At 71.9% G+C, this 12,420-nt stretch carries 9 protein-coding genes and 1 pseudogene; 2 read left to right on the top strand and 8 right to left on the bottom strand.

Annotated elements, in window-relative coordinates; all coding sequences use genetic code 11:
- Positions 1-25 precede the first annotated feature (25 nt).
- Positions 26-445, top strand: coding sequence for a VOC family protein (locus tag IO24_RS0114010; RefSeq protein WP_031135552.1), 420 nt, complete (start codon positions 26-28; stop codon positions 443-445).
- A 22-nt stretch (positions 446-467) separates the two neighbouring features.
- On the opposite strand, the gene IO24_RS0114005 is transcribed toward IO24_RS0114010, so the two are convergent.
- The 8 genes from IO24_RS0114005 to IO24_RS0113970 form a co-directional block, all read right to left on the bottom strand.
- A complete protein-coding gene (locus IO24_RS0114005; RefSeq protein ID WP_031135550.1) occupies positions 468-950 on the bottom strand; it encodes a GNAT family N-acetyltransferase in 483 nt (160 codons plus the stop codon).
- 55 nt (positions 951-1,005) lie between these two features.
- Positions 1,006-1,179, bottom strand: a complete 174-nt coding sequence (locus IO24_RS44380) for a hypothetical protein (RefSeq protein WP_102913158.1) — start codon at positions 1,177-1,179, stop codon at positions 1,006-1,008.
- Positions 1,180-1,892: 713 nt separating this feature from the next.
- Complete coding sequence (locus IO24_RS0113995) at positions 1,893-3,395, bottom strand: SDR family NAD(P)-dependent oxidoreductase (RefSeq protein ID WP_031135549.1); 1,503 nt, start codon at positions 3,393-3,395, stop codon at positions 1,893-1,895.
- Positions 3,396-3,498: 103 nt separating this feature from the next.
- Positions 3,499-4,842 (bottom strand): wax ester/triacylglycerol synthase family O-acyltransferase, encoded by a 1,344-nt coding sequence (locus IO24_RS0113990; protein ID WP_031135547.1) that lies wholly within the window; start codon positions 4,840-4,842, stop codon positions 3,499-3,501.
- Positions 4,843-4,986: 144 nt separating this feature from the next.
- The gene (locus IO24_RS0113985) at positions 4,987-7,605 is read right to left on the bottom strand and encodes a glycoside hydrolase family 2 (protein WP_031135545.1); all 2,619 of its coding nucleotides are present in this window, start codon (positions 7,603-7,605) and stop codon (positions 4,987-4,989) included.
- Between the two features lie 100 nt (positions 7,606-7,705).
- Positions 7,706-8,926 (bottom strand): glucose-1-phosphate adenylyltransferase, encoded by a 1,221-nt coding sequence (gene glgC / locus IO24_RS0113980; RefSeq protein WP_031135543.1) that lies wholly within the window; start codon positions 8,924-8,926, stop codon positions 7,706-7,708.
- A 51-nt stretch (positions 8,927-8,977) separates the two neighbouring features.
- Positions 8,978-10,129 carry a glycogen synthase gene (glgA, locus tag IO24_RS0113975; RefSeq protein WP_031135541.1) on the bottom strand — a complete coding sequence of 384 codons (1,152 nt, stop codon included), beginning with the start codon at positions 10,127-10,129 and terminating at the stop codon, positions 8,978-8,980.
- Positions 10,130-10,168: 39 nt separating this feature from the next.
- Positions 10,169-10,924 carry a (2Fe-2S)-binding protein gene (locus IO24_RS0113970; protein ID WP_031135539.1) on the bottom strand — a complete coding sequence of 252 codons (756 nt, stop codon included), beginning with the start codon at positions 10,922-10,924 and terminating at the stop codon, positions 10,169-10,171.
- 210 nt (positions 10,925-11,134) lie between these two features.
- On the opposite strand from IO24_RS0113970, the pseudogene IO24_RS46365 reads away from it, so the two are divergent.
- Positions 11,135-12,205, top strand: a pseudogene (locus tag IO24_RS46365) (DMT family transporter); the annotation flags it as partial.
- Between the last annotated feature and the right edge of the window lie 215 nt (positions 12,206-12,420).

Below are 12,420 nucleotides of genomic sequence, written 5' to 3'. Positions count from 1 at the left end.
CCGAGACCCGGAGACGAACCCACGTATGTCCGACACCCTGCGCTCCACCGAACTGCCGACCACGGTCGCCCACCTGAATCACACCGCCGTCTACGCCTCCCACCGCCAGTTGTCGGCGGAGTTCCTCGCGGCCGTCCTGGGGCTGGAGGTCGGCGCCCCCTTCGGCCCGTTCCTGCCCGTCGACCTGGGCAACGGCGTGACCCTCGACTACTACGAGAAGACCGACGAGCCGATCCAGCCGCAGCACTACGCGTTCCTCGTGCCCGAGGAGCAGTTCGACGGCATGATCGGCCGTCTGGAGGCGATCGGTGTCACCTACTACGCCGACCCGAGCCACACGCGGCCCGGCCGGGTCAACGACCTCTTCGGCGGTCGCGGCGCCTACTTCGACGACCCGGACGGCCACAACATGGAGATCATGACCCGGCCGTACGCCCGGCCCTGAGAGCCGCGGCCGCCCGGTCCGTCTACAACGCCCGGTACATGATGTGCAGCCCCACCCGGCCGTGCCGGGGGTGGTCGAACGCGTCGGGCACCGTGCCGAGGATCGTGAAGCCGAGGGACGTCCACAGTGTCACGGCCGGGTTGGTCTCGACGACGGCGTTGAACACCATGCCCCGGTAGCCGGCGGCCCGGGCTTCGGCCAGGAGGTGTTCGGCGAGGGCCCGGCCGTAGCCCCGGCCGCCCTGACCGGGGTCGACCATGAAGCCGGCGTTGGCGATGCCGGCGGCCGGGCCACCGTAGTTGGGGGTGAGGTAGGCGGAGGCGACGACGCCGCCGTGGTCGTCCTCGACGACGTAGACGCGTTTCGCCGGGTTCATCCACAGGACCCGGGCCTCCTCCTCGGAGGTGCCCGGGTCCCATGCGTAGGTCTCGCCCGCGGCGACGATGCGGTGCCAGAACGGCCAGATGCGAGGCCAGTCGTCGGCCTTTGCTTGCCTGATCAGCATGGTCGTGAGTCTGGCACGCCCATGCGCTGCGATCGCGGTGGGGGCTGCCCGCCCGTCAGTCGACGCTGGGCAGGATGTGGGGCTCTGCGAGGTCCTCCTCGTAGCCCGCGAGGCGGATGGGGGCCGAACGGGCCCACACGTCGAGGCTGCCGAGCTCGTCGACCCGTCGGCCGGCGCGCTCGCCGCGTTCCTTGGGGCGCTGATCGCGATTCGTCTTCTCCGGTGTCACCGCGCACTCCTTATGTGTCGGTCACCCTCGGGACGTACGCGCCGGTCCTGCTGCGCCTGACGCCCGCTCGGGCCTCTATGTCAAAAGCAGTTCGGACGCGGTGGCGCCGGTCGACTCACGGGAGAGCAGGCCGTGGTGAACCGGCTGGTCCCATGACGGACCATGGGTGTGGGTAGGACCCCGTGCTGGTGTCCGTCCGCATCAGACTAACCAAATGAGCGGGGCCCCGCTCGATGGGGCTGAAAACAACCGGTAACGATCGCGCGTCATCCGTAGGTCAACTCGTGTTCACGTACGGGTTTGTGGACAGAAGGGCGTTTTGCGAATCACTCGAACGGCGTAGGTCGGCGATGGCGCTTTCCAGCCGGTTGCGCAGCTCAGGCGCCGTTGACTGTGTCGCGGCCTCACGGACGCCCCGGCCCGGGCCCGCCCGCCGTCGACCGCACGACCACGCGGTGCGCATCGCCGCGCCGCTGCGCCGTGGCCGCCCGGCCGGCAAGGAGCTCCAGGCCGCGGGTCGGGTGCGGCCCGCCGGCGGGCCGCTGCGGCCGGCGACGGCCTCCTCACCCTGTGCCAGGTGTCCGAGGAGGGCCGCACGGCCGGTTTCGACGCCGGGGCCCCGGATGACCGGCGCACGGTCCCTCCAGCTGCCCGCGGCACGCAACTCCCGTCTCGGAGCCGTCGGCTGACGACGTGTCACGGGAAGCGGGCGGCTACCACTTCCCGGGCGCGTAGTCCTTCAGGAAGACCCCGTACAGGTCCTCCCCCGCCTCGCCCCGCACGATCGGGTCGTAGACCCGGGCCGCACCGTCGACCAGGTCGAGCGGCGCGTGGAACCCGGCCTCGGCGAGCCGCAGCTTGTCGTAGTGCGGCCGCTCGTCCGTGATCCAGCCCGTGTCCACCGAGGTCATCAGAATGCCGTCGGTCTGGAACATCTCCTGCGCGCTGGTCCGCGTCACCATGTTCATCGCGGCCTTCGCTGCATTGGTGTTCGGATGCCCTGCGCCCTTGTACCCGCGCCCGAAGACCCCCTCCATCGCGGAGACGTTCACCACGTACGCGCGCCCGCTCTCCGCCTTCTTCGCGGCCTCGGCCATGGCCGGCCGCAACTTGCTGATCAGGATGAACGGCGCCGTGTAGTTGCACAGCTGCGTCTCCAGCAGCTCGACGGGCGAGATCTGCTCGATCGTCTGCACCCAGGTGTTGGAGTCGACCACGTCGGGCACGAGCCCGCCCGCGTCGATCGCCGTGCCGTCCAGGTGCCGCTCGACGCTGGCGTTGCCGGCGACCAGGGCGAGGCCGGCGACCTGCTGGGCGTCGAGTCCGCTCGTGCCGAGGGGCAGCGCGGCGATGCCGTCGACCGCGCCGGAGTTGAAGGCGCCGATGACGTGGTGGGCGGGCAGCTCACCGGCGGGCAGCGGGGCGCTCTCGCCCTCGACCAGCGCGGCATAGGCGGAGGGCAGGCGGCGCACCGTCTGCGTCGCGTTGTTGACGAGGATGTCGAGCGGGCCCGCATCGGCGATCCGGTCGGCGAGGGCCACGGCCTGGGCCGGGTCGCGCAGGTCGATGCCGACGACCTCCAGGCGGTGCATCCAGTCCGCGGAGTCGTCCATCGCCTTGAAGCGGCGGATGGCGTCCTTCGGGAAACGCGTGGTGATCGTGGTGTGCGCGCCGTCGCGCAGCAGCCTCAGCGCGATGTACATGCCGATCTTGGCCCGGCCGCCGGTGAGCAGCGCGCGCTTGCCGGTGAGGTCGGCGCGGACGTCGCGCTTCTCGCGGTTCTGGCGGGCGCAGTCCGGACAGAGCTGGTGGTAGAAGTAGTCGACTTCCACGTACCGGGCCTTGCAGGTGTAGCAGGAGCGCGGGCGCTGGAGTATCCCGGCGATCCTGCCCTCCTCGGTGGGCGAGGAGGGCAGCAGGCCCTCGGTCTCGTCGTCGATGCGCTGGGCGGAGCCGGTCGCCGTGGCCTCCGTGACCGCCTTGTCGTGGGCGGTCTTGGCGGCCCGGCGCTCCTGGCGCCGGCGCTGCTTGACCGTGCGGTAGACGCCGGCCGTGGCCCGGCGCACCGCGATGGCGTCCGGGTGGTCGACCTCCAGCTTGTCGAGTTCCTCGAGCACGCTGAGGCAGACGGCCAGCCGCTCCGGGTCGATGCCGGGCCCGTACGAGAGCCCGCTCGCCTCGTCCATGGCCTGCGGGCCGTCCTCTGTCACCGTCATCGCCGCTGTCGTTCCCTGCTCTGCCGTCGCGCGCGCCGGTCGCGCCCGCTTGCGAAGGGCGAATTTTACGGAGCGCCGGGCCGCACCGCCAAACTCGCCTTGATCACGACCGGCAGGCCTTGATCAGCGTCGCCACCTCCTTCGAGACGGCCGTGGCGAACAGATCGAGGTCGGGGACCGCCTCTCCGTCGGCGACGAGGCCGTAGTGCACGCTGCCCCGGTACGTGGAGACCGCGACCGCCAGGGAGTGGCCGGGGGCCAGCGGGGCGAAGGGGAAGACGGCCGTGAGCGGGTGGCCGCCGAGCGTCAGGCCCAGACTGGGCAGGGGCACGCTGGTCACCAGGAGGTCGAACCAGAGCCGGGCCGCCTGGCCGACCAGGGGGCCGCCCAGCCGGTGGGCGAGGGCGGGGACGTGGTCGGCGAGCAGGGCGACGGCGCCCGCGCCCCGGTTGGGGCCGGCGTCCTTGTTGCGGTCCATGGCGTCCCGGACCGAGGCGAGGCGGGCCAGCGGGTCGGGGTCGTCCACCGGAAGCCGTATCAGGTACCCGGAGAGCCGGTTGCCCTGCGGGTACGCGGTGCGCGGGCGGCGCTTGGAGACGGGGATCAGGGCGCGGGGCGCGACGTCCTCGCTGCCGTCGCCGCGCTCGTCGAGCCAGCGGCGCAGGGCGCCCGCGACAACGGCGATGAGGACGTCGTTGACGGTGCCGCCGACGGTCTTGCGGACGCGGTGCACGTCGTCGAGGTCGAGCACCACTCCGGCGGTGCGGCGGGTGCCGCTCGGCTCGCAGGTGAGCGCGGGGGTGGAGCGCACGTCGAGGGAGGAGCGGGCGACGGAGGCGCCGATGTCCAGCGCGCGGCTCATGTCGGACAGGGCGCCGCGCATCATGCCGGGGAGATCGCGCACGTCCGGCAGGACGCCGCGCGGGGTCTCGGCGGGGCGGGGCCGGGGGGCGGGCATGTCCATGGGGTCCATGACGCCGGCGGCGAGGGTCAGCGCCCGCAGCCCGTCGGCCAGGGCGTGGTGGAACTTGAACAGCACGGCGAAGCAGACCCCGTCCTCGCCCGGCAGCACATGGGCCTCCCAGGGCGGCCGGTCGCGCTCCAGGGGGCGCTCCATGAGCCGGCCCGCCACCGCGTGGAAGTCGGCGGTCGGGGCGTGCAGCCGCACATGGTTCAGCGGGTCGAAGTCCCGGTCCGCCTCCCGGGCCGCGCCGCCGAAGGCGAGGGGCCGGCGCAGGGCGGAGGGCAGCGGCTGCCACACGTCACGGATGCGCATCCGCAGTCCGGGGACACCGGCGGCCCGGGCCGCGAGCAGATCGGCCGCGTGGGCGCCCGCCGCGGGCGAGTGCGCCGAGAAGATCCCGAGCGCACCGAGGTGCATCGGGTGATCGGCGGACTCGATGTTCCAGAACGCCAGGTCGAGAGGAGCGAGCAGATCAGCAGTCAAGGGCTTGCCTCGCGTCGACGACGGGTGGGCCAGCAGTCAATCGCCCCCAGCCGATTACGGTCAAGTACGATCACGCTACGTACAGTTAACAGCAGATTAAGTCCCGCCCCGGTGAAGGGGGCGGGACTTATGGTGCATCTGCCGTCAGTTCAGCACAGGTTGCGCCGCCGGGCACCCCGTGGGAGTCACCCGGGAGGCGTCACGGATCAACGCCTCGTGCGCGGCCTTCAGCTTGACGGTGTCGGGTTTCAGTACGGCCCGGTCGTACGTGAGGAAGCCGTTCAGCTCACCCTCCACGTCCGCGATCTGGGTGTACACCGCGCCGTTGCTGCCCTTGCAGACCAGCGCCCGGACCTCGTCCAGCTTCGTGAGGTAGTCCTCGGTATAGGTCGCCGGGTCGACGTCGACGTAGGACTGCTGGACCGACCAGGCGTGGCCGGGCACCGCGAGGCCCAGGCCGCCGTACTCGCCGCTGACCAGGGCGCGCTCGCCGTCCGGCCGGGGCGGCAGGGCGGGGCTGGGGTAGCCGTGCTCGTCCATGAGGTCGCCGGTGCCGCCGTCGGCGCCGAGGTTCAGCCCGGACTGGCCGTTCACCAGCCGGGTCGGGTCCCAGGCCTTGGCCTGCTCGGCGACCCGGCCCACGTCGTACTGGCCCCAGCCCTCGTTGAAGGTCACCCACATGACGACCGACGGGCTGCTGATGTGCTCGTCGATCATCTCCTTCATCTCACGCTCGTAGCGGGCGCGGGACGTCGCGCTCGGATTCACCCCGGCCGTCATCGCCGGCATGTCCTGCCACACCAGCAGCCCGAGCCTGTCGGCCCAGTAGAACCAGCGGTCCGGCTCGACCTTGATGTGCTTGCGCACGGAGTTGAAGCCGAGCCGCTTGTGCGCCTTCAGGTCGTAGGCCAGCGCCTCGTCGGTGGGCGCGGTGTGCAGGCCGTCCGGCCAGAAGCCCTGGTCGAGCGTGGCCATCATGAAGACCGGCTCGCCGTTGAGGACCGTGCGCGGCACGCCGTCGATCTTCTCGACGGCGATGGAGCGCATCCCGAAGTAGCTGCCGACCCGGTCGGCGCCGACCTTGACCTCGAGCCTGTAAAGGAAGGGGTCGTCGGGCGACCAGAGGTGCGGATCGTGGACGGTCAGGGTCAGCGGGGCCCCGGTGCGCCCGCTCGCCGTGGCCACCTTGCGCCGGCCCTCGTACGCCGTCGCCGTGACCGGTACGCCGTCGCGGACGCCCCGGGCCTCCACGGTGACCTTCTCGCCGGCCACGTCGGGGGTGATCTTGAGGGAGTCCACGTGGTCGCGGGCCACGGGCTCCATCCAGACCGTCTGCCAGATGCCGGAGGACGGGGTGTACCAGATGCCGCTGGGGTCCAGGCGCTGCTTGCCGAGCGGCGGGTTCTCGCCGGAGGCCGCGTCGGTCGGGTCGTACACGCCGACGATCAGCTCCTGGGTGCGGCCGGGCTTCAGCGCGTCGGTGATGTCGGCGCTGAACTTGTCGTAGCCGCCCTCGTGCGTGGTGACCTTCGTGCCGTTGACATACACCTCGGAGCGCCAGTCGACGGCCCCGAAGTTGAGCCTGAGCCGCTTGCCGGAGCCGATGTGCCAGTCGGCGGGGACGGTGAACGTGCGGCGGTACCACATGCGGTCCTCGCGCCGTTCGATGCCGGAGAGCTGGGACTCCACCGGATACGGGACGAGGATGCGCTCCGTCAGGGTCCTGCCGACGGGCGGCTGCTCGCCCGGCTCGGCGGCGGCGAACTGCCAGCGGCCGTTGAGACTGCGCCAGGCGTCCCGGGTCAGCTGCGGGCGGGGGTACTCCGGGAGGGCGTTGCCCGGTCCGACCTCGTCGGCCCAGCGGGTGCGCAGTTGGTACGTGGAGTGGTTGGGACCGCTGCTCCAGAACTCCTTGACAACGTTGCCATCGGTGCCGGAGAGGCCGCCTTGGCCGTCGTAGCGGATGTCGGCGGTGCCGCGGGCCGTGCCGGTCTTGTTGCCGACGACCGGCTCCTCGAGGGCCACCAGGAGGGACGTGGGGTCGGCGGGGTCGAGGCGCGCCCGGCCCAGGGGCCATGCGGCGCCGCCGATCACCGCGTCCAGGTGGTCGGTAAAGCCGGCCGGGGGCGCGGTGAGGGGCTGGGCGAAGTCGAGCTTCAGGGTGCGGCCGGTGGCCTGGACGGTGGCCGCGAGGGCTCCGTCGTAGTCGAAACCGTCGGGGAGGCGGAACGCCGACCGCGGGACGGGTTCCTTGGCGGCGCCGGGCGGGGTCCAGCGGAGGTGGAGGTTGGAGCCGCCGTAGTGCTCGAAGTACTCGACCTTGAGGTCGTAGGACCGGCCTGCTGTGAGGTCGAGGGGCCGGGAGGCCTGTTCGCGGTCCCAGTCGTCGACCCAGTGGTCGATGGCGAGTTCGCCGTCGATCCAGAGGCGGAAGCCGTTGTCGCCGGTGATCGAGAAGGTGTGCGGGCCGGTCTTCTCCGGGACGAGCTTCCCGGTCCAGCGGACGCTGACGTCGTCGGACCGTCCGGTGGTGAAGTTCAGGCGCGGCTCCAGGTTGTCGAAGTCGAGGTCCTGGTCGAAGGTCGTCGCCTTGAGGGTGTGGAAGTCGAAGGCGCCGGGGGCGGAGTGGGTGTAGTACTCGCCCTTGAGGCCGTGGATCGGGGCGGGGTCGTCCGCGAGGGCGGGGGCCGCGGTCAGGCCGGTGAGGGCGAGGAGCGCGGCGAGCAGTAACGCGAGCCGGTTTCTGAGGCGTCCGGTACGCACGGAACCTCCGTAACAACGTTGTCATGTACAGGAAGTGGCATGACAACACGGATTCCGCTCTTCGTCCAGAGGCAGGACAAAGTCGCGCGGCCGGACCGCCTCAGGTGACCAGCTGGCCCTTCCCGAGCGCGATGACCCCGCCCTTGGACACCGTGTACAACTCCGCGTCCCGCTCCGGATTGACGCCGATGGTCGCGCCCGGCGGCACCTCGACGTTCTTGTCGAGGACGGCGCCGCGCACCACCGCGCCCCGGCCGATGTGCACGTTGTCGTGCAGCACCGAACCCTGCACCACGGCACCCGGGTCGACCACCACACCCGGCGACAGCACCGACCGCGAGACCTGCCCGCGCACCAGGCAGCCCGCGCTGATGATGGACTCACTGGCGATACCGCCCGCGTTGAAGCGGGCCGGCGAGAGCTGGTACGAGTGCGTGTAGATCGGCCAGCTGCGGTTGTACAGGTTGAAGGCGGGGCGCTCGGCGATCAGGTCCATGTGGGCCTCGTAGTAGGCGTCCAGCGTCCCGACATCACGCCAGTAGCCCTGGTCACGGGTGGTCTCGCCGGGCACGTGGTTGGCGCTGAAGTCGTACAGCGCGGCCTCGCCCCGCTCGGTGAGCTGGGGCAGGATCGAACCGCCCATGTCGTGCACGGAGGACTCGTCCTCGGCGTCCCGCCTGAGCGCCTCGATCAGGGCCTTGGTGGTGAAGATGTAGTTGCCCATCGAAGCGAAGACACAGGCGGGGTCGTCCGCGAGCCCCGGCGGGTCGGCCGGCTTCTCCAGGAAACGGTCCACCGTCAGCCCGTCCGAACCCGGCGTGATCACCCCGAAGGACGAGGACTCCGTGCGCGGCACCCGGATCCCGGCCACCGTCACGCCCGCCCCGCTCTCGATGTGCTGGGCGAGCATCTGACGCGGGTCCATGCGGTACACGTGGTCGGCGCCGAACACGGCGACGTACTCGGGGCGCTCGTCGTAGATCAAGTTCAGCGACTGCAGGATCGCGTCGGCGCTGCCCAGGTACCAGCGCGGGCCGAGGCGCTGCTGGGCGGGCACGGGCGTGACGTAGTTCCCGAGCAGGTTGGACATCCGCCAGGTCATGGTGATGTGCCGGTCCAGCGAGTGCGACTTGTACTGCGTCAGGACGCAGATGCGCAGCACGTCGGCGTTGACCAGGTTGGACAGGACGAAGTCGACCAGACGGTACGTGCCGCCGAAGGTCACCGCCGGTTTGGCACGGTCCGCGGTCAGGGGCATCAGCCGCTTGCCCTCACCGCCCGCCAGCACGATCCCCAGGACCGAAGGACCACCACCACGCATGGCCGCTCCCCTCACGCCGATTTCCCGATGCCTGCCCCTGAGCAGGACGGGCTATGCCTGTTTGACGATCTCCTCGTAGAGCCGGACCGTGCGGCGGGCCACGGCGTCCCAGCCGAACTCGCCGACCGCCCGCTCCCGCCCGGCCTCACCCATCCGCCGGGCGGCCGCCGGATCGCCCAGGACGGTGTCCATCGCCCGGGCGAGATCCGCCTCGAAGTCGTCACCGGCCTGGACGAGCAGGCCGGTCCTGCCGTCGTCCACGACCTCGGGAATGCCGCCGACCGCCGAGGCCACCACCGGCGTGCCGCAGGCCATCGCCTCCAGGTTCACGATGCCGAGCGGCTCGTACACCGAGGGGCAGACGAACAGCGCGGCATGCGTCAGAAGCTGGATCACCTCCGGGCGCGGCAGCATCTTCGGTATCCAGAACACACCGTCGCGGACCCCGCTCAGCTCCCCGAAGAGCTCGCGGAACTCCTGGTCGATCTCCGGCGTGTCCGGGGCTCCCGCGCACAGCACCACCTGCGCGGCCGGGTCGATGTCCCGCACCGCGCGCAGCAGGTGGGGCACGCCCTTCTGGCGGGTGATCCGGCCGACGAACAGCACGTACGGGCGGGAGCGGTCGAGGCCGATCCGGTCCAGCGCGTCCGTGCCGAGGTCGGGCCGGTACAGGCTCGTGTCGATGCCGTTGTGCACGACGTGGACCTTCCCGGGGTCCAGCGCCGGGTAGCAGCCGAGAATGTCCTCGCGCATGGCCCCGGAGACCGCGATCACCGCGTCGGCGGCCTCGATCGCGGTGCGCTCGGCCCAGCCGGACAGCTCGTAGCCGCCGCCGAGCTGCTCGGCCTTCCAGGGGCGCAGCGGCTCCAGGGAATGCGCGGTCATCACGTGCGGGATGCCGTACAGGAGCTTGGCGAGGTGGCCGCCCAGGTTGGCGTACCAGGTGTGGGAGTGAACCAGTTCGCGGCCGTCGAGGGCGGCGGCCATCGCGAGGTCGACGGAGAAGGTGCGCAGCGCGTCGTTGGCGCCGTCGAGGGCGGACCAGGGCCGGTGGCGCAGCACACCGTCGGCACGGCCCTCGCCCCAGCAGTGCACGTCCAGGTCGACGAGCGGTCTGAGCTCGCGGGCGAGGAACTCCACATGGACGCCTGCACCGCCGTACACATCCGGCGGGTACTCCCGGGTCAGCAGTCCCACTCGCACCCGCAACTCCCTGCTCTCAGCGGTCGTTCCCTTTCATGGTCACCCAGATGACGCGTGTGGGGAAGAGCGAGGCGCCCGTGTGAAGCAACAGTCCCCGCACACGCCCCCGCCGGGCACTCGGTAGTACAGGCAGCAGCTGCGGCGCCGGAAGGCGGCACCAGAGAGGGTTCCGGCGCCCGTGAGCAGGGGGTGGGCGAGGAGTTCCGTGGTCAGGGAGCGGGCCCGGGCGGCGGCGTCCGTACGGCCGTGCCGCCGGGCCCGGTGCTCCAGTTCCCGGCCGGCGCCGGCCAGCGCGGAGGCGGCGTTTCCCCGCAGCAGGCCCGGGGCGAGGCGGTGGTGGGCGCGCAGGGCCGCCGACAGCGGGACGAGGTGGCCGTGCAGGACGACGTCCGCGAGGGTCGCCGCGTCCCCGGGGAGCGGCGTCACCTCCGGGAGCCACAGGTCGTCGGGGGCGCTGCCGTCGGGGTCCCAGCGCAGCAGCCGGGCGCCGAGGTCGGGGACGGAGCCGTACAGTGCGGCACAGCCGAGGGCGATCGACCAGAGCCGGGCCGCGAGTCCCTGGTGAGTCACGGAGGCGGCGACGCGCGACTCCGGGACGCGCAGGGCGGTCGCGACCTTCTGGACACGGAAAATCAGGGGATTTCCTGACACATCCGGCGACGTGGCGGCATAGGTCTGTGCGAGAGTGGGAAGAGACCCGGCCGATGCTCTTTCCGTGCGCAGCACGAAGAAGCCGGCGAGCGGGCGGAGCGCGGCAAGGTCGGGGTCGAGGTCCACGGACAGCAGTAGTACCAAGGCCCCTAGGGGATGCGACCCGGTGGCCCCCGACCGGAGGCGCCCACCCTGGGGATGACGGTGCTCCCCTCGTACTCCATCGGCAGTAGGACCCAATGAGTGCTCAGGGACGACGACGGGAAGACCTGGACACGGCAGGGTGTTGGTCATGAAAGCCCACCTTTCGCCGCGCCGGGCCGAGCGCCCCCGCCTGACGCAGAGGAGCAGCCGATGAGCGCCCTCGCGTTGTCCGTCCTGCTGTCCCTCGTGTCCGCGTTCGCCTACGCGGGCGGGGCGATCGTGCAGGAGCGGGTGGCGGAGTCCTCGCCGGGCGAGCAGTACGCGCCGCTGCGGCGGCCGGGCTGGTGGGCTGCGGTCGCGCTGAACGGCCTCGGTGGACTGCTGCACGTGGTGGCGCTCGCCTACGGGCCGCTGAGCCTGGTGCAGCCGCTCGGCGCGCTGACCATCGTGGTGGCCCTGCCCATGGCGGCGCTGTTCGTCGGCCGCAAGGCCGGTGCCACGGCCTGGCGGGGCGCGATCATGGCGACGGTGGGGCTCGCCGGTCTGCTGTCCCTGGTCGCCGCGTCCGACGCGCAGTCGCTGAACGCGGCGGAGCGGGTGGCCGTCGCCGTCGTCACGGCCGGGGTGGTCGTGGCGCTGATGATCGCCGCCCGGGCGGCGCACCGGCACCCGGCGGTCCGCAGCATGCTGCTGGCGACCGCTTCCGGTATCGCCTTCGGCATGTCCTCGGTGTTCACCAAGACCGTGGCGGTCGACTGGACCGGTGGCGTGACGGCGGGGGACGCGCCGTCCCTCGCCGTGATCGGTGTCCTCGCCACGGCCGGCATGCTGCTGTCGCAGGCCTCCTACCGGGGCGCCGGCCTCGCGGCCCCGCTGGCCACGCTGACGGTCGTGAACCCGGTGGTGGCGGCCGCGGTGGGCATCACGATGTTCGGAGAAACCTTCCGCTACGGCACGACGGGCACGGCACTCGCGCTGAGCTGCGGTGTGGTGGCGGCGGGCGGTCTGATCCTGCTGACGACGGAGCGGCTGGCGCACGGGCAGCCGGACACCGTGCCCGGACCCGCGCCGCAGCCGAGCGGGGTGGGCGCGCGGGACCTGCCGGCCGCGGCCGCGGCCGCGGGCCTGCCTCGAGTGCCGGAGAGGGTCGGACCGGGCGTCCTGCCCGAGCCGGTGGGTGAACCGGAGAGCCCGGGCAGCGTTCCCGAGCCGGCCCCCGTCGGGGCGGATGCCGGGCCCGCCGGCGGGCGGCTCCTCACGGAGGACGTGCTCGTCCCCGCACCGGGGGTCGCGGCGACGGTGCGCGTGCCGGAGCCGGTGGCCACGGCGGCGGTGCTCGTGCCAGAGCCGGGGGACGCGGTGACGGCTCGCATACCGGAGCCGGTGGTCACAGCGGCGGTGCTCGTGCCGGGGCCGGACACACCGACCGCGGTGCTCATACCCGGGCCGGACACGCCTGCCGCAGTGCTCGTACCAAGGCCGGTGGAAGCAGCCGC

This window comes from Streptomyces flavovariabilis, assembly GCF_000725785.1.
Taxonomy (GTDB): domain Bacteria; phylum Actinomycetota; class Actinomycetes; order Streptomycetales; family Streptomycetaceae; genus Streptomyces; species Streptomyces hawaiiensis.
Note: the sequence above shows the minus strand (reverse complement) of the source record. Positions and strands in the feature narration are given on the sequence as shown.

Bases quoted from the DNA above. Each gene is read 5' to 3' on its own strand.
- IO24_RS0114010 (WP_031135552.1), top strand. From the start codon at position 26: ATGTCCGACACCCTGCGCTCCACCGAACTGCCGACCACGGTCGCCCAC.
- IO24_RS0114005 (WP_031135550.1), bottom strand. From the start codon at position 950: ATGCTGATCAGGCAAGCAAAGGCCGACGACTGGCCTCGCATCTGGCCG.
- IO24_RS0113995 (WP_031135549.1), bottom strand. From the start codon at position 3,395: ATGACGGTGACAGAGGACGGCCCGCAGGCCATGGACGAGGCGAGCGGG.
- glgC (WP_031135543.1), bottom strand. From the start codon at position 8,926: ATGCGTGGTGGTGGTCCTTCGGTCCTGGGGATCGTGCTGGCGGGCGGT.